This window comes from Nostoc sp. TCL240-02, assembly GCF_013343235.1.
Taxonomy (GTDB): domain Bacteria; phylum Cyanobacteriota; class Cyanobacteriia; order Cyanobacteriales; family Nostocaceae; genus Nostoc.
Map to the genome: position 1 here is coordinate 6,276,773 of NZ_CP040094.1, position 17,324 is coordinate 6,294,096.

Here is a 17,324-nt window from a genome sequence, read left to right on the forward strand (position 1 = left end):
AACTCAGCATTAACCGCAAGGCATTTTTACTGAACTGCATCCCCAGGAAAACCGCTATAGTAACAACCTGTCATTCGATCAGAACACAAGTTCGTATACATTAGTTGATGGACAGCAACAATCGGAGGCTGGGATGGTAGAAGGATCGCAACAAAAACGGGTGGTAGTTGTAGGTGCTGGTTGGGCTGGTTTAGGAGCAACCTACCACTTGGTAAAACAAGGTTATGATGTGACTCTTCTAGAAGCAGGTCCTTATCCCGGTGGATTGGTAGCAGGTTGGCAAACAGCCTCCGGAAAATCTGTTGAAGCTGGCATTCATGGCTTTTGGTATCCCTACAAAAATATTTTTTCTTTAATCAATCAATTAGAAATTAATCCTTTTACTACTTGGACTCGTTCTTCGCAATATTCGCCAGCAGGCTTGGAAGTTGAATCACCGATTTTTCAGGATTTACCGCGACTCCCATCCCCACTAGGAACTTTTCTATATACTCAGTTTAAACGATTGCCATTAATTGACCGTCTGAGCGCCCTGCCTTTACTGTATGCTGTTGTTGATTTTGACAATTCTGATGATGCTTGGCGGCGCTATGACTTTGTAACTGCTCGAGAATTGTTCAAAAACTTTAATGTTTCTGCACGACTTTACCGCGAGGCTTTTGAACCAATGTTATTAGTGGGCTTGTTTGCCCCTGGTGAACAATGTTCGGCCGCAGCAACTTTAGGGATGCTTTACTTTTTTATTCTGGCTCATCAACCCGATTTTGATGTAGTTTGGTGTCGGGGAACTGTTGGAGAAAAGATATTTCGTCCTTGGGTAGAACAGATTGAAAAAGCTGGTGCGCGAGTCCTACCCAAGCGCCGAGTTACAGACTTAATTGTTGATAGTAATCATCGGGCGAAAGGTGTGGTTTGCGGTGAAGAAGTAATTGAAGCAGATGCCGTGATTTTTGCAGTTGGGATTACAGGAATGAAGAAAATTGTCTCAACTAGCCCTAGTTTACAAAGCCATGAAGAGTTCCGTAATTTGAGCAATTTAGGAGCGATTGATGTTTTAGCAACGCGGCTATGGTTTGACCGCAGAATTGATATTCCCCGTCCTTCTAATGCTTGTTTCGGATTCGACGCAAGTACAGGTTGGACGTTTTTTGATTTGAATGCCTTACATGATGAATATCGAGATGAGCCAGGAACGGTGATTGAAGCTGATTTTTATCATGCGAATCAGTTTCTCAATTTGAGTGATGAGGAAATTTTGGCAATAGTTCAGGGTTATTTAGCAAATTGTGTACCTGCCTTTCGGGAGGCAAAGATCGTTGATAGCAGTGTAATTCGGCTATCTCAGGCGGTGACTCACTTTGCACCTGGTAGCTATCGTTATATGTTGCCCGCGAAGACAAGTTTTGAGAATGTGTTTATGAGTGGGGATTGGATTGTGAACCGTCATGGTTCCTGGTCACAGGAAAAGGCTTATGTTACTGGTTTGGAGGCGGCAAATTTGGTGGTCTCTTATTTGGGAGAAGGTCAGCCAGCTGAGATTTTAGCTGTAGAAGAGGATGAAGCACATATCCAAGTTGCGCGATCGCTCAACCAAACTCTACGTGACTTGGGCAAATCTATCCTACCTGACTTTTGGTTGCCTTAATCCGTAGGGACACGAAAAGGTAATCATTAATTGTAATCGTAAATTCGGTAAGCTAAAGAAAGCTATGCTATACCATTCTTCTAATGTAAATCAAATCACATAAGCTTATGGAGCCAGACTCTTTACAAACCGAGGTGATTCTGACGCATCCGCGTGAGTCACTCGGTAAAGTGCAACTTGATTGGACACCCCAACCCGGAAATTATCTCGATTTTGAAGGTAAAACTTATGCGGTTTTAGAACGCCGCCATAAATACCAACTTAAAGCTGGGCGCTACCGCTTACATAATATTGCTATTTACGTGCAGTCGGCTAAACGACCATCTGAAAAAAGTTTAGTAGGTGGACGCTGGGTAGTTGGCGATGCTACCTGCTCCTACAATGCTCATTCAGAACTCATTCGCTGTGCAGTCAACCCAGAGGGCCCTTGCGAATCTTGCCGCTTTTATGAAAAGTCTTAGGAGAGACGCGATTAATCGCGTCTGTACAAGGAGTTAGGAATTATTGTCCCTCAACAACCCGCACCAAAAACTTCTCCCACAGTTAAGCGGGTACCATTAACAAAATCCCATCCCGACTGGGGACGTTTCCCAGCTAGCTGAACCTCTCGCAACAGCAATAAACCTTCCCCAGTTTGGACGATCGCTCCAATGCCTTTGGTAATGTTCACTACAGCTCCCGGTTTGTCTGATACATTTGATAAATCAGGCAATTTAGGAATTAATTCTTGTAATTCTGGTGGGAGATTGCGTAGACGCGGAGCGGCTTGTCGCCAGACATCGCCTACAGAACCAAGGGGAGCCGAAGCGGTGATTTTCAACAAGTTGTTACGAAAGGTAGCCGTGCAGTTAGGGTAAAAGCCTCTAATTTGATTGTGTAATTGGATCGCGCTTTTTGACCAATCCAAACCATAATCTTCTTTTTGAATCAGAGGTGCATAAGTAGCTGAAAAATTATCTTGGGGTATTGGTTTAATTTCCTGGCGTTCCAACTTCAACAGAGTTTCCACTAACAAATCCCCACCGATCGCAGCTAGTCTTTCGGCTAAATCTTGAGTATTATCCAGTAATCCAATGGGTGTAGTGGCTATTTCTAGCATTGGCCCGGTATCCATCCCCACATCCATTAACATGGTTGTGATCCCCGTTTCCTGCTCACCATTATACAAACACCACTGAATCGGCGCTGCACCCCGATATTTAGGTAAAATCGAGCCATGCACATTAATGCAGCCTAACTTTGGCATCTTTAAGATTTTTGACGATAAAATCTGTCCATAAGCGACAACAACAAACACATCTGCGTCTAATTCTTTGAGCTTGTCCAAAGTCTCAGTATCTTTTTTTACTTTTTCTGGTTGCCATACTGCTAAGTTGTGGGCAGTGGCGATCGCCTTTACAGGTGAAGGAGTAAGTTGATTTCCCCTTTCCCGGCGTTTATCTGGTTGAGTGACAACTGCCAACACATCAAATTTTGAATCATTCAATAACTTTTCCAACGTGGGTACAGCAAACTGTGGTGTACCAAAAAATACAATTTTCATTAATAATTATTTGTTAATCGTAAGTCATTAGTTAATGGTAAATAATATCGGCTGTTTGGTGGTACAATATTCTCGTATCGAGTGAAACCAAAAGGCTGTTTGATTAACTTAAATAGTTAACTTGACAAGTGTAACAGCTAGTATAAGCTGTATTGCCTTTAGGAAACCCTCATCGTTTAGTGGTGTCTCGTCACGAGCCGCTAGAGCATCTACCAAGTTAGTTTTGTTGTGTTCCCGGACGTTTACCCCGAATTGGCATTAAATACAGTTGGGTTTGTAAAAAACTATTGCGTCTTCTAGCTATTTTGTAGTTGAGATTGCAATTTATAGATTTGGGTTGCTGACAGCAGTATTTTCTGAGTATGATTTATTATGCGTCTGCTTCCCCAGCTTTTCACACAACACCTCACGTTTACCATTATGAGGGTTTGCGCTGTTATATTTAGTGTGTAACCTGACTTGTTGATTGTGTACTAGCTACAACTAGTACGATCCCCAATAACTTAAGTTATTTCATTTTTTGTTGCCAGCGTTATCGCCTCAACTATAACTTGAATACCACTTGACTAATATATCTTTTTGGTATTGTCGGGTAGATAAACAGCAGAATTATATATCGTGTAGTAATTACTGAGTTCTCAACGCATTTACTATACTCGCATACTTTTGCAAAAAAACATTCAGTACCTTAGTAAGAAAAGGTGTAGACAATGATACTTAATTTTTGTAAAACTCAGCAAACTTTGAAGGAAATATCTCGTCAAAGTTTTTAGTTTCTTGTTATACATATAATTACTGCCTGCCCCATTGCTGCATAGGTATTGCTTCTCACATAGCAACCGCCCCTCTAGAGAGTCTACAAATGCTTAAACCCCTTTTGCTGTCAGGATGGTTCCGCGCGCAACCATTTCTCAATTACGTTGTCGTTGTGATACTGATCGCACCCTTGCTAGGGGCATCGGCTCACTCGTTCCCTGTAAAATCCGAAGTAGCTAAACTAACTTCGAAGACTGGAGATTCTGACTCTGTATCAAAGGAAATAGCTGTAGTTGGGGAACCTGAGATAGCTGAAATATCGAAAACAGATCAAATCGATTCTTTAACAGAAAAATTTGACTCTGTACCCACACAAAGTTCTGCTGTCCAGGAACCGCAAGTATTACCATCAGATAAAATTGAGTCTTTTGCTCAAGCAAATAGTTATGGGTTAAACAACGATTTAACTGTTCCTGATACTTTGGCAGCAGTTGAACTTGCACCATTAACAGATGTTCCTGTTAGTCAGCTTAATCTAGTACAAAAACTCAAAGCTGCTAATATCAAGTCTTTGAAAGGACAAGAAAAATCTCTCTCTAGAGAAAAGTCTTTTACTAAATCATTGACAGCAACTCAAGTAGCACCAACTCTTAGAGAGTCACAACCAACTACAACAACAGAAATACCTGTTTCTGAACCACGTGATGAGTCCCAAGCTGAACAAATAGATCCCATAGGTAGTCCTCATCCTATTCCTTGGAAATGGATTACAGCGACTCAAGAAGCAATTGGTTCCAACGGTGGTTCTGGAGTTCGTCACTACCGTAGCGTACCCGTGGTTTCTCCAGATGGTAAATATGCTGTTTATAGTCGGGTGCAACTAGAAGTAAAACCCGAAATGTACAACAGCCGTGTTACCAGCGTTCTGTTTGTCCAAGATATGCACACGAAGAAGTTGTGGGTAATGGCTTCAACTACTCCAGTTAGCGATCCTTTATTAAAAGTAAAAGCTCTAAAGGGTTCTTCGTCAGAAGAGGTTAATCCAAACGGTCAAATTGGGGTATTAGTTCCGGTTAGCTGGTCGGAAAAAGGCGATCGCTTTTTAGCACGCAAGTTTGAAGGGATATTTAACACAGGCGATTCTACAGATAGTGCAGTGATTTGGGATCGGCAAAAAAATCACGCTAATATAGTTGCTCCTGCTAATGAGCAAGATGAGCATGAGAAAATTGCCGTCTTGTTAGGTTGGAGTAAAAAGCAACCGGATCATGTATTATTCCGTGCAGGTGAATTGGGTGATGAAAACTGGCCACTAATGCAAGTTGCTAATGATGGCAAGACTGTACCCACAACAGACGAAGATCAGCCGATTACTTTTGGTAAAAAGGTTACAGAGATTTGGGCAGGGCCACAAGTGGCTTACCGATAGTTTATAGAATAATTTATCTACTCCCGTTATCATCACCGATGGACAACGGGAGATTTTTTATATCCCGATTCTCATTTTAATGGGTACTTTCTATACTCAAAACTCCTATATTGACATTTACTCAAACATGTCAATATAAGAGTTTATTTAATCCAAAACTTGGGACAACTCGTTGCAATTGCAATAAAAATACTTAAGATTAAAACTATAAAAATTTATTTATCACCCCTTTCCCATTCAGGTATGGCCCCTTTTACCCTGCGGATGGGCAAATTAGCAATTAAAGCTGTTGTTCGTTGGTTGCTTTCTAAGGAGAACTCCAAGCCCTCTGTCTCAATTTCGACATAGCGACAGACTACATCTAAGATTTCTTTCCGCATTTTTTCCAATGTTTGAGGATCTAAATCAGCGCGATCGTGAGCAATCACCAATTGCAGCCGACGTTTAACTTGAGTTCGACTGCTATCAGGGCCGCGAGAAAAAAGTTTTTCTAGAAGTTCAATCATTACGAATAGGTCTGGCGCGGAGACTGGAAAAGTAAGTTAAACAATCTTTGTCCACAACAACCTTCGTAGACGGGCGAAGATGCTGTCTTGGGATGAGTCGATCTCCAGAAATTCGACACTTTCTCCTTCTAATCTACGAGCAATGTTCTCAAAGGCTGTGGCGGCTAAAGAGGGATTTTCAGCTAACACTAAGGGTTCGCCGCGATTGGTAGATACAATAACACGCTCGTCGTCAGGGATTACCCCGATCAGGGGAATGGCGAGAAGTTCCTGAACATCTTGCACTGACATCATATCATTTGCCTGCACCATTGCGGGTCTGATGCGGTTAATTATTAAATGAACACGCTTGATACCTTGTGCTTCAAGTAACCCCACTACTCGGTCGGCATCACGAACTGAGGAAATTTCTGGTGTGCTGACAACTAGCGCTTCTTTGGCCGGGCCGATCGCATTTTTAAACCCATTTTCAATACCGGCGGGGCTATCGATGATTACGTACTGATACTTTTGCGCTAGGGCATTGACCAGTAACTTCATCTGTTCCGGTGTGACTGCATCTTTGGAGCGATTTTGGGCTGCCGGTAGGAGTACAAGATTGGGTTGGCGTTTATCTTTCACCAAGGCTTGTTCTAAGCGACACTCTCTGGCCAAGACTTCCACCGCAGTATAGACAATGCGGTTCTCCAGCCCTAGCAGTAAATCCAAATTTCTCAGACCAAAATCCGCATCAACCAAGGCAACTTGACGACCTATTTTGGCTAAAGCCATGCCCAGATTTGCTGAAACTGTGGTTTTACCCACTCCTCCTTTACCGGAGGTAATCACTATAATGCGAGTCATGATAGAAATGCGGTCAATGAGGGTTCAAGAAATATAAAACCGTAAATTGCAGTATAAAGTATGAAGTATCGTATCAAGTATGAAGAAATATCTGGTCTCCCTGATTCGGGCGAGGATGAATATTTTTTTATTGCGATGTCTTATGACAAGCCGATCCGCGTCTTTGCTCAGTCGTGTTAAATACACTTTGCTAGGGGAAAGGCATTAGAGTAGTGTATTCCATCTACATGAAAACCGCTATATTTCATCCTTCATATTCTTCATCTTTTAAGTAAATATTCAGGGCTACTGATTGCTCTTAGTAAATTGGTTTCTAGAAAAATCACTAGCCCTAGTGATGCGAATCCCTTGGGGCATAATATGTGCCACTTCTGGAGAAAATTGTGTCGGTAATTTTTCTGGTGCCCTAGCTACAGCATCTGCGATCCGCAATTGGGTAGGTTCCATTTGCAAAGCCATTATCAGACACTCACGATTGCCTCCGGCCCCAGCATGAGCAATTCCACGTAAACGACCCCAGATGATAATATCTCCATCTGCAATTACAATACCACCTGGGTTTACATCTCCCAAGATAATTACTGTACCTGGATGACGAATTTCTACTCCAGAGCGGACTGTTGTTTCTAGATAGAGGGCATCTGCCTGGGGTGTAGCTGTAGCTTCTGACCCTGTACTCAGGGAAGTTACAGGCTGCAATTGTTCTACAGAATACCCAGATGTGACGGCTGCGATCGCAGTTTGTCGGCGACTCGTTGAGACAGAAATTAGCCGCAGTTGGACTTCACTTAAAGCCTCGGCGAGTTCTTGGAGTTGCCTGGCATCTACGAGGCGGTCTTGTGCCATGAGATGTACAGGTGTATTAGCTATCCGGAAGCGATCGCCTGCATTCAAACGTTGCCTGATTTGTTGCCAAATATCAGACCAACTGAGTTCTGAGGCAGATACTTGAGATTCCGGGGGCAAAATTAATAACAGTCGTCCCTCCTTACTTCTTAACTGGACTTGAGTATTATCATTTACGCGATACGCTGATATTGCTGACTCATTGGGATTTGAATCAGTCAAGATAAAATCTGATGCGACATCAGGATTAGACTCTAAGTCTGGGTTAGCAGGATTAGACTCTAAGTCTGGGTTAGCAGGATTTGGCTCTACATCTGGGTTAGCAGAATTTGGCTCTAGATCCCCAAGGATAGTATTTGATTTTAAATAAAGGAGGACGGATCTTAACTCCGCATCAGGGGGGATAGAATCTGACTCTACATCAGAAACAGTAGGATTTACCTCTACCTCCGAAAGGATAGAGTTTAATTCTGCATTAGGAAGTGCAGAATTTGACTTTAGATTGGGAATTGCAGAATCAGAAGTCATGCAGTACTAGCCAAAAGACAAGGGACACTCCGAATCATTACCAATATTAGATCAGTTGGAAAATCTAACAACATGATCAGATCAGAAAGTGCGGAGCATAGATTACTACCTTTCCGCCATGAGATTACTTGTATCTTCACTTTGCGTTTCTTGCGATACCCTGCGGGTACTCCCTTAGAGAACTCGTAGAGTAGCCGAGGCGCATCTACGTAAAAAAATTATCTTCTAGCAGAAAGGGAGTAGTTCGGAATTATCATCATCTTCACTCAACACTCAAGATTGTTTAGTCAACCTCTGATAAATTGTCCCCAAGGCATCAGCATCACCAACGTTACCTGGAAACAGTACCACAGGCAAATCAGGAAACTGAGGATGATCGGATGGGGTTAACACCATTGAACAACCAGCTAAAATTTGACCGAGTAAGCGGGCTGAAGTTAAGGTTAGTCCAATACTCAAGACATCGTTTGAGGTAATGCCACCCTTGCTGATTAAGAATCCTATATCGGATGGTAAACCCCGCACAATATCCATCAATAAACTTGAAACTTTTGCCCCAAACTCCAATCGGGTGTTGACATCTTTAAAACTCAGTTCCTGACGGCTAGTATAAACTACTGGTGTTTTACCATCTTCGTGTGCCGCCTGTGTCCTTTCTTTGATTTCAGTTAGCAGAACCGCAGATTGATTTGCATCATCAAGTAATCGCGCGACATTTACTTCAATTCCCACTGTTCCCTCTATTTGCAATAGAGCTTCTAACTGCTGAGTAGTCTTTTTCACATGGGAACCAACAATTACCGCACCTGGTTTGCCTTGAAGCACGTACTGCGCCATGTTTTCAGCTGCAATGGGTTGGGGCGGTAAAGCGGCTAAAGCCGTTAAAATACTTGCGCCACTACGAAACAGAAAGCGTTTCCCTTGACTTGCAGCTGCTAATATATCCACTGCAAAGCGGTTGAGATCAGCTTGAGTTTCACCATCTACAACAGCGCACTGATTACCACTCAGTTGTAACAAGCGTTCCAAACTACCAGCGCGAATATCAGCTAGGAGAAACCTTTCTACAGCTTCAGCACTAATTCGTCCTTGAGTCTTTTCTTCTACGTACTTGGGTAAGTAACTGTGATGGTAGCTGAAGACTGAATCACGGGCAAATTCGGTTTCATGGACTGGAGTGGGTACACCGCCAATCATCAAGTAATGCACGCTGTCGCGGGTGATACGCCCACCTTCAAAAAATGCTGGGACAAGAAAATGAGCATCAAAGGGGCCGAGTTCTTGTGCGATCGCATCAGTTTCGATGGGATAATGCCCCCGCAAAGTAGAATCAGAACGGCTGACAATCAAAAAATCGTCAATTCCTTCAGCATTCAAAGCGATTTTCAGGTTTTGGCAAACTTCTTTAGTGACAGATGTAGCTGACTCTGGCGTTAGCGATCTAGTGTTAGTCAGTACAAAGAAAATCGGCGAATCGTCCTGTAACCCACTGCGTAAAGTGTCCACATCCCAGTGCATTAGCAGCAAGCAGCTGTGGACTGTTTGAGAACCCGTAGGGTCATCATCCAGGACAATTATTTTTGGTTTGTTGCTCATTTAAGTCAACGGGGTGATTGTTTTCTGGGAAAGTATTGGGCGACTAGAAGTCGCTACTACACAGGCAAAGTCCACCTCCGTGGACTAATAAATCAAGGGTTTTCTAACCTGCGGAGGCAGGTAAAGTCTGGTGTAGCTGCGACTTCTAGTCGCCCAAGCTTTACAAACATTCTCTTAGCCTTTGTGCAATTTTCTGATTTCTGCTTGCACATCGATCGCAATTTGCAATGATTGATTTAGCAGTTGAGCATATTCGCCTGCTTGACTACTAACTTCTAAAGCTCGCAGACTGGCTAAATTATTCACAAATAACTCTTGGTTATTAGCAAGCAATTTTTTATTATCTCGCAAAATTCGTTCCGTTTTGAGAGCGCGGACTAAATCTTCTCGAATCAGTTGCAAGGCGGAAGTTACTTTATCTCGGTCATGGATACTGCTTTCTATGTTTCCTGATGCTGCTAATTGGTCATTGATATCGATGGCAGCAACTAGGTCATGATATTTATCAACTTCATCTAAAAGTATTGTCAGTCCTTCAGGACAGGTTAATTGTCGCCATAGCCATCGCCCCACTAATATCGGCATTGGCACTAAAATTAGTAAAAGAATTCCTAGTCGAATTGAAGAACCAATAGTTGGCAGAATAATAAACGCGTAAACAAAGCCCACAATGATTGGCGTTAGTGCCAGCGTCACCAGCATTTCACTGATAAAAAACCCTAATCGCTTTTTGCCATCTCGCAAAACTGAGGGACGAAAAACGTCTTCTGGATCGAACCCAGTCAAACGTCTCAGTTCCCCCTTACTAATTTCCAAGCCTATTAAGTCCGGCTGCACGTCTGCATACTCCTATGGAAACCCCAAGTTGCGTATTCATTTTAATCGGGTTTACCGTGATGATTGTGGTTATATTCAGGAAACCAGTTTTCATCTAAGATTTGTTCTAAAGAGCCAATGGGTATAGAAGGAAATATGTCAATGGCAAGTTGAGAGCGATCGCTTGCTTCTATTCTTGCATCTTGATAACATTTATCAAATATTTCTAAGATGTAAGGCTTAAGACTAGGACTATCTTTGAGTTCATCCTTAATCTCTCTACGGAATGTCCTGATTTCACCTTTCCAATGCCCTTCATTTCGCTCCCGTTCCACATTCCAGTATGTGAGCTTAAGCAGATGTTCAAAAAGTCGAATTAACAAACTTTTCACCGTTCGCTTCTGGCTCCTGCCCATATCTTCCAACTCTTCAATTAAGTTATCTAAATCCACAGATGAAAACTGACTAGTGCGAAGTTGGTTGATGGTTGTCCTGAGCCAAAGGTAATAATCTTGGTCGTATAAAGTCTGAATTATTGGTTGTATTTCGAGCGCCATACACTTGTTAAACTCCGATAATTTGTATTAGATACAGTGTATTTTATACACCAATTATGCTTCAGATTGTAAATATTCAGAATTGCCTCCAATTTCTCACAAAAATAAAAATACTCCCTGTTACACTATCATAATAAAGAGAGTTGAGTTGTTGGTTGATTGACTACATAAGTGACTGGTCTATTAATTTTTCTCACTGTACCTTCATTCACAGCCTTATTTAACCAATCCTGCATTTGAGATAGTCTAACATTCAAACATTCCGCCAAAGATTTTGCATCTTTTGGTTGCTGTAAATGATTCAAGATGACAGGTAAAACCGCTTGATAAATATCTTGTTAGTCAATATCCAAAACAGTCTCTTGAGGTATTTTTTCTACAGTTTGTACTGGTTCAATTGAAGAAGCCGCTTTTACTAAAAGTTCCCTTAACGAATCATTCCAAGGTTCAGCCGGAAAAGGTTTTGCACCCTGATTATGTAATTGCTGATTACCTTCTGATATCGCCCCATCCAATCGGACAAAAACTGGGATATATTGGAGTCGGGAAAGCGTTTCCACTGCACCCGCCCAAGTACCACCTTTGCCAAAAGATGAACTGACTACCAAAGCATAATCTGCTAAAGCATAAATATATTTGTTTCGCCCCATCGCATTACCAGTATTGAAACCAGCTTCGGGGTCATAACTAGAAACCAAAGTAAGTCTACCCTCTTTAATACTAGAGCGATACTTGCTGTTCACTGCTGTCTTAGTCAAACTATCTGCTAGTACACCAACAGATGTGCCTCCTGCATCCAACACAGCCAGCATTGCAGCTTGGTCTAAGCCTCTTGCACCACCAGAAATTACCTGCATTCCTTGTACAGCGATATTTTGTGCAACTCTTCGTGTGTAGCTAAATATCTCGTCCCAGCCAGTGCGTTGAACAACGAGTAAACGCGATCGCTGCTGGAGTAACTCTTCAATAGCTTCCCATTGTCCAGGGCGAAAATCGCTTGTGGAGTTATCAAGCGCTTGACGCAGAAGCAATAATCCCTGTTTGCGGAGGTCTGTTGCCATATATACTAAGTATTTGCTTGTCATTTCTGTTGTAACATCAAAGACAAGCAAAACTTAGCTTTGTTCAGGACTCACACTACTTCTTTGTGAGGCTGCACTAAATTTGTAGGAATCTTCAACTACACCAAGTGTATGATTGTCATATCGAAGACATTTATTATTAGTGATTTTGTAGCGATCGCCCAACAAAAAAAGGCAGACAAATCACTTGTGGTTGAAGTGAAATTACTGCCAATAATGTCCTATTCTGTCCTGTGAGCGACTAAGTATAAAATTTAAGGATAAAGACCTCTGTCAGTCAGCGCTTGGGCAACTCTACCCACCCCTAAAGTGTAAGCTGCTAATCGCAGAGAAATTTGCCGCACCTCTGACTGGTGAATCACCTTGCGGTAGGCTTGCACCATTAAATGCTCCATTTCGCGGTTAACTCGCTCCTCATCCCAAAATACGTAAGAAAGACCCTGCACCCATTCCAAATAACTGACTACCACACCACCAGCATTCGCCAAGATGTCTGGTAGTACTGTCACACCCCGCGCTTCTAAGGCCAAGTTAGCCTCAAGAGTAACCGGCCCGTTAGCTGCTTCTGCGACAATTTGCGCTTGCACCTGATTCACATTTTCTTCAGTGATCTGGTTTTCTAAAGCTGCTGGTATTAAGACATCGCAGGGTAAAGTCAATAAATCTGCATTGCTAATTGGTACAGATTGCGGGAAACCTACAATACTCTTGCGATTTTCAGCAGCGTAGATTTTCAACGCGGGAATATCAAGACCAGCTTCGGAAAATATTCCTCCAGCACTTGTTGAAACAGCGATAATTTTCGCGCCTGCTTGATGGAGTAATTCAGCTGCGGCACCACCGACATTACCAAAACCTTGAATAGCTACTCGCACTCCTACTAAGGATTTACCTTGATCTGCTAGCGCCTCACGCACAATAATCATTGTGCCACGTCCAGTTGCCATTTCTCGCCCTAGAGAACCACCAATGGAAAGCGGTTTACCAGTCACAACGCCTGGTACAGCATTACCGACATTCACAGAGTAAGTGTCCATCATCCAAGCCATTTCACGAGCAGAAGTGCCCATGTCTGGCGCAGGAATATCTACGGAAGGCCCAATATCTTTAATTAACTCACTGATATAACGGCGGCTAATTCGCTCTAATTCGCCAACACTGTAACGTTTTGGATCTATAGGAATGCCACCCTTACCACCACCATAAGGAATACCTAACAATGCACATTTCCAGGTCATCAGCATTGCCAAAGCCGATACTTCGCGCAATGTCACTGCCGGATGATAACGAATTCCGCCCTTGTAGGGGCCTAAGACATCGCAGTGCTGTACCCGGTGTCCAGCAAGAACCTGTATTTCCCCGTCATCTAGTTTCACGGGAATGGAAACTGTGACAACCTTACGCGGGTGGCTGAGGATTTCCAGCACACCTTGATTTAAATTTAATTCTTTAGCTGCCGCTTCTAAGTAGCTACAGGCTTGGTCAAATGGGCATATATGCGCTGGAGAAGCAGGTTCTAGCGGTAGTAGTGATTTTGAAATCATAAAATTTTCTCCTAATCACGGTATCTTTACGAACCGGATATCATTCTGTAACTAGCTTATCCTTTTTTTGAGAAAAATAGGAATTTTGTAGTTTTTGTTACAGTTTTATATTTTATATTATGCTGTGTGTACAAAGTACTATGGGGACTTAGCTAACGCGATCGCTACATTCTGTCCACCAAAACCAAAACTCAAACATAAAACCTGCCTAATTTTACTTAGACGTGCTGCTGTAACGATTTCTAAATCAAATTCTGGCTGCTGCAACCCGACACAAGGTGGTAATATTTGATGCTTTAATGCCGTGAGAGAGAAAGCTACGCCTAATGCTCCCGAAGCTCCTAATGTATGACCAGTGCTTCCTTTGGTGGAACTAACTGCCACACCTTGGGAAAACATACGCTGGATTACGATACTCTCCATCTGGTCATTTAGCTGGGTAGCTGTGCCATGAGCATGAATGTAATCGATATCGCTTGGTGATAGACAACTACGTTCTAAACATTGTTTGATAGCTGCGATCGCACTTTTCCCTTCGGGTTCCGGTGAATTACTATAATATGCGTCGTTAGTTAAGCCGAAACCGAGAATTTCACCATACACTTTTGCTTCTCGCTGTTTTGCCAACTCTGCGGATTCCAAGACAAACACAGCTGCGCCTTCGCCTAAAACTAAGCCTTCTCGCTGTAAATCAAAAGGATAAGCCCCAGTTTTTGCCAAAGCACCCATCTGCTGAAACCCAGCTAAAGTTAAGGGTGTAATTGGTGCTTCCACTGCGCCTGCGATCGCTCGTTGACATTGCCCAGTTTGTATAAGTAATGCTGCTTGGGCGATAGACCAAATTCCAGTTGCACAAGCTGCCATCGGTGCTAAAACTATTCCTGTTGCACCGATTTGCCTTGCAGCTGCGATCGCATTGATATGAGGTAATATGTCTAACCAATTTCCAAAATCAGAAACGGGAAAATTTTCTCCGTCTTTAGACATTTGTCGCGCTAATCTCTCCCAAGATGATTGGTAAGAGCGACTCGATCCAATGACTACAGCACAATCAGCTAAGGGTGGAACTAACCCAGCGTCTTGCAAAGCACAAGTAACAACCATTTTAGTTAACATTGCTAACTCAGATGGTTGTTGAGCAATTAAACCTAGAGGAAGTGGTTTTATTTCTGGAAATGGCTGATGTAACCTAATTCCAGATTTACCTGCTATCAGATTTTTCCAACTATCCTCTAAGCTTGCACCCAAGGCGGAAACAAGACCAATACCAGTAACAACAACTTTTACCAATTTAGGAGTTATTCTGACTTTTCATGGTGTCTGAAAAACTTCACTTATATTTCTCTCTCCTAAAAGAGAGAGACTTTGAATTTTCCCGCTTCCCGCGTCGAGAAGGGGGTTAGGGGGTTAGGTTTTCGTAGGCATTTCCACATAGTCTGAATTGTCAGATTAGTTATTTTCTCCCTGCTCCCCTGCCTCCCCTGCTCTCTTCCTTTTACTGTCCTGGTGTTTTCAGGTTTTCACCCCCTTGGGTGACTTTTGCGGATTCAATGCGATCGCCTTGCTGAATTTTGTTCACGACATCAAAGCCTTGGGTGACATTGCCAAACACGGCGTAGTTACCATCCAAAAAGGCTAGATCCGCTAAAGCAAAGTAAAACTGAGCAGAAGCGGAGTCTGGTGATTGCGATCGCGCCATCGCTACTGCACCCTGTTTATGCGGCAATATAACGGGTTGAGCAGTAGCATCAAATGGTTTATTGTAAATCGGAGTATCCGAACCTTTTGGCTTAACTTCTAAAGGTATATAGCGAGCATTTCCCGTTTTTGGGTCAATATAGCTACCCGTTCCCAGCTGATCTGCTGGAACTTTCGGGTCTTTGCTTTTGGGATCGCCGCCTTGAACTACAAACGGTTGTGGTTCGCGTACAACTCGATGGAAAGCTAAACCATCGTAAACACCCTTTTGCACTAAATCTACAAAGTTACCGGCTGTAATGGGGGCATCAGTGCCATCTACTTCGATAGTAATGGGCGAACCTTTAACTGTTATTACCACAGTAGCCTTGCCTTCAAGACGTGGTAAACCAGCGATTCCAGGAATACTCTCACTACTAGTTTGAGATACAGATGTTGCTTCAGTAGTCGTCTGGGTAGTCGAGGTAGCTGTCGAGGTTGGAGAAGACGTATTAGAAGCTACCTGCTGTGTGGAACATCCTCCAAGCATCACAGCACTGATAAGCACAAGAGAAAGCAAAAATTGTGAAATTTTTAACCGCATTGCCAGTTACTGATTTAACCAGAGTATCTTATCGTTTTCAGGGGAATTGGGAATTGGGAAGATGGCCAAGAGTTCTATTGATTAAGCTGCCCTGTATTTAATTTGCACAGCTAGAGCGGACAAGATACCCACCCCACAGGAGATTTATTTTTTGGAGGATGCAAATTAAACTATCTTCAGCTTATTGCTCAACTCCCAATTCCCCATTCCCCATTCCCAATTAATTAAAGTCCTTCTAACGATACTCCCAAAAAGCGGGCTAACTTCGCACCTTCTGTTTCCAACTCTGTTAAAGATAAGGGTTGTCCAACCCGTGTTAAGGGAATATCTCGCCGCCCCTTAATGCGTAGATAAAGGGCGCGAAGGGGATTAAGACCTTCTTTGACAGCTATTCGCACAGATTGCACATCTTCTATGCGGCTATCAATCTCAATTCGGCGGTTTTTGCCAGGAAAACCCCAACGGAAGATTTTGATTGTGCCAGTTTCTTGATTAAATTCGTTGTAGCCACCACCCACATCCAATAAAATCACTAGCCATAGGTATGTGGCTAGTAGCAAGCCAGCAGCACCATATAACCCCATCACCAATCCTTGGGGGACAAATACTAGTTGAGTTGGATCGGAAACTATGAGTAAATTAACTTTTAAGTAGCTGGATATCCCAGCTAGTAAAAAGCCGCTTGCTCCCAAGGTAACAATAGTTGCCCACCAGTAGTTACTGAACCGACGAGAACCGAGAACATTTTGATGCAGGAGGCGATCGCCTTTGTTAATCGTTGTTGATGTCGTCATTGAACTATCATTGCCTGTGAGATACTCGCTGTGACATACAAAGCACATTAAATGCTGCTAGACATAACTTGACTAAATTGAAGGCTAGTCATTTAACTAAAGAACACTTTAGAGTGTCTGCTGCTTGATTATTTTACCAAACATTGTTGACAAAAACTCAGCTGCGCTCCTCCCTACTGCTACCCATATAATTTGTTTGTTAGGGCATGTTTATAATTTTTTTACTCCTTGTCCGATCAAAATTCTCTCTCTCCAGCCCCCTGACTCTTTTTGACCTCTTGGGAAGGAGTTACCTACCTACGCCCATCTAGACTAAATTTTCTTACATTTCTGAGAAAAGTTGTGTCAAATTGTAAAATTTCTGATATTCATATTATTTATAAGGTTCGTGTTTCATGCCTGATTTGCTTCTGTGTGTCAGGCAAAAACCCTGAGTAGTGTGATAAGTTAAGAATCATTAAGTTACCACAAGCTAGATTACTAGCCGATGGTACGTGTAATGGCATAGAAAAAAGAGAAATACTGATTTCACAGGTCAGCAAATTCTCAGAATCTCAG

The 17,324-nt window shown here is 42.6% G+C and carries 15 protein-coding genes; 3 read left to right on the forward strand and 12 right to left on the reverse strand.

Features of this window, described 5'->3' with window-relative positions; genetic code table 11:
- Nucleotides 1–133 precede the first annotated feature (133 nt).
- Nucleotides 134–1,645, forward strand: coding sequence for an FAD-dependent oxidoreductase (locus FBB35_RS26735; RefSeq protein WP_174712160.1), 1,512 nt, complete (start codon nt 134–136; stop codon nt 1,643–1,645).
- Between the two features lie 107 nt (nt 1,646–1,752).
- On the forward strand, nt 1,753–2,106 hold the full coding sequence (locus FBB35_RS26740; RefSeq protein ID WP_174712161.1) for a DUF6464 family protein: 354 nt from the start codon (nt 1,753–1,755) through the stop codon (nt 2,104–2,106).
- A gap of 50 nt (nt 2,107–2,156) precedes the next feature.
- Here FBB35_RS26740 and fmt read toward each other — a convergent pair whose 3' ends face one another.
- Nucleotides 2,157–3,188: a methionyl-tRNA formyltransferase gene (gene fmt / locus FBB35_RS26745; protein ID WP_174712162.1), complete on the reverse strand. Its 1,032-nt coding sequence runs from the start codon at nt 3,186–3,188 to the stop codon at nt 2,157–2,159.
- An 862-nt stretch (nt 3,189–4,050) separates the two neighbouring features.
- Here fmt and FBB35_RS26750 point away from each other — a divergent pair.
- Nucleotides 4,051–5,373 carry a hypothetical protein gene (locus tag FBB35_RS26750; protein ID WP_174712163.1) on the forward strand — a complete coding sequence of 441 codons (1,323 nt, stop codon included), beginning with the start codon at nt 4,051–4,053 and terminating at the stop codon, nt 5,371–5,373.
- A 215-nt stretch (nt 5,374–5,588) separates the two neighbouring features.
- Here FBB35_RS26750 and minE read toward each other — a convergent pair whose 3' ends face one another.
- From minE to FBB35_RS26805, 11 genes are all read right to left on the reverse strand, one after another.
- A complete protein-coding gene (gene minE / locus FBB35_RS26755) occupies nt 5,589–5,879 on the reverse strand; it encodes a cell division topological specificity factor MinE (protein WP_012410010.1) in 291 nt (96 codons plus the stop codon).
- 36 nt (nt 5,880–5,915) lie between these two features.
- Nucleotides 5,916–6,722 (reverse strand): septum site-determining protein MinD, encoded by an 807-nt coding sequence (gene minD / locus FBB35_RS26760; RefSeq protein ID WP_174712164.1) that lies wholly within the window; start codon nt 6,720–6,722, stop codon nt 5,916–5,918.
- A gap of 285 nt (nt 6,723–7,007) precedes the next feature.
- Nucleotides 7,008–8,096 (reverse strand): septum site-determining protein MinC, encoded by a 1,089-nt coding sequence (minC, locus tag FBB35_RS26765; protein ID WP_174712165.1) that lies wholly within the window; start codon nt 8,094–8,096, stop codon nt 7,008–7,010.
- Nucleotides 8,097–8,369: 273 nt separating this feature from the next.
- The gene (locus FBB35_RS26770) at nt 8,370–9,692 is read right to left on the reverse strand and encodes a four-carbon acid sugar kinase family protein (protein ID WP_174712166.1); all 1,323 of its coding nucleotides are present in this window, start codon (nt 9,690–9,692) and stop codon (nt 8,370–8,372) included.
- Nucleotides 9,693–9,866: 174 nt separating this feature from the next.
- The gene (locus tag FBB35_RS26775) at nt 9,867–10,529 is read right to left on the reverse strand and encodes a hypothetical protein (RefSeq protein ID WP_174712167.1); all 663 of its coding nucleotides are present in this window, start codon (nt 10,527–10,529) and stop codon (nt 9,867–9,869) included.
- A 41-nt stretch (nt 10,530–10,570) separates the two neighbouring features.
- Nucleotides 10,571–11,065, reverse strand: coding sequence for a DUF29 domain-containing protein (locus FBB35_RS26780; RefSeq protein WP_174712168.1), 495 nt, complete (start codon nt 11,063–11,065; stop codon nt 10,571–10,573).
- A 338-nt stretch (nt 11,066–11,403) separates the two neighbouring features.
- Nucleotides 11,404–12,150 carry a DNA-processing protein DprA gene (locus FBB35_RS26785; protein WP_254625698.1) on the reverse strand — a complete coding sequence of 249 codons (747 nt, stop codon included), beginning with the start codon at nt 12,148–12,150 and terminating at the stop codon, nt 11,404–11,406.
- A 251-nt stretch (nt 12,151–12,401) separates the two neighbouring features.
- Nucleotides 12,402–13,691, reverse strand: coding sequence for a Glu/Leu/Phe/Val dehydrogenase (locus tag FBB35_RS26790; RefSeq protein WP_174712169.1), 1,290 nt, complete (start codon nt 13,689–13,691; stop codon nt 12,402–12,404).
- A gap of 138 nt (nt 13,692–13,829) precedes the next feature.
- Complete coding sequence (locus tag FBB35_RS26795; RefSeq protein WP_174712170.1) at nt 13,830–14,981, reverse strand: beta-ketoacyl-ACP synthase; 1,152 nt, start codon at nt 14,979–14,981, stop codon at nt 13,830–13,832.
- Nucleotides 14,982–15,186: 205 nt separating this feature from the next.
- Nucleotides 15,187–15,972 (reverse strand): peptidylprolyl isomerase, encoded by a 786-nt coding sequence (locus FBB35_RS26800; protein WP_174712171.1) that lies wholly within the window; start codon nt 15,970–15,972, stop codon nt 15,187–15,189.
- 224 nt (nt 15,973–16,196) lie between these two features.
- Nucleotides 16,197–16,766 carry a photosystem I assembly protein Ycf4 gene (locus FBB35_RS26805; protein ID WP_114081711.1) on the reverse strand — a complete coding sequence of 190 codons (570 nt, stop codon included), beginning with the start codon at nt 16,764–16,766 and terminating at the stop codon, nt 16,197–16,199.
- Between the last annotated feature and the right edge of the window lie 558 nt (nt 16,767–17,324).

Coding starts and splice junctions, on each gene's coding strand:
- minE (WP_012410010.1), bottom strand. CDS start 5,879: ATGATTGAACTTCTAGAAAAACTTTTTTCTCGCGGCCCTGATAGCAGT.
- FBB35_RS26785 (WP_254625698.1), bottom strand. CDS start 12,150: ATGACAAGCAAATACTTAGTATATATGGCAACAGACCTCCGCAAACAG.
- FBB35_RS26790 (WP_174712169.1), bottom strand. CDS start 13,691: ATGATTTCAAAATCACTACTACCGCTAGAACCTGCTTCTCCAGCGCAT.
- FBB35_RS26750 (WP_174712163.1), top strand. CDS start 4,051: ATGCTTAAACCCCTTTTGCTGTCAGGATGGTTCCGCGCGCAACCATTT.
- minC (WP_174712165.1), bottom strand. CDS start 8,096: ATGACTTCTGATTCTGCAATTCCCAATCTAAAGTCAAATTCTGCACTT.
- FBB35_RS26770 (WP_174712166.1), bottom strand. CDS start 9,692: ATGAGCAACAAACCAAAAATAATTGTCCTGGATGATGACCCTACGGGT.
- fmt (WP_174712162.1), bottom strand. CDS start 3,188: ATGAAAATTGTATTTTTTGGTACACCACAGTTTGCTGTACCCACGTTG.
- FBB35_RS26740 (WP_174712161.1), top strand. CDS start 1,753: ATGGAGCCAGACTCTTTACAAACCGAGGTGATTCTGACGCATCCGCGT.
- FBB35_RS26735 (WP_174712160.1), top strand. CDS start 134: ATGGTAGAAGGATCGCAACAAAAACGGGTGGTAGTTGTAGGTGCTGGT.
- FBB35_RS26800 (WP_174712171.1), bottom strand. CDS start 15,972: ATGCGGTTAAAAATTTCACAATTTTTGCTTTCTCTTGTGCTTATCAGT.
- FBB35_RS26780 (WP_174712168.1), bottom strand. CDS start 11,065: ATGGCGCTCGAAATACAACCAATAATTCAGACTTTATACGACCAAGAT.
- minD (WP_174712164.1), bottom strand. CDS start 6,722: ATGACTCGCATTATAGTGATTACCTCCGGTAAAGGAGGAGTGGGTAAA.
- FBB35_RS26805 (WP_114081711.1), bottom strand. CDS start 16,766: ATGACGACATCAACAACGATTAACAAAGGCGATCGCCTCCTGCATCAA.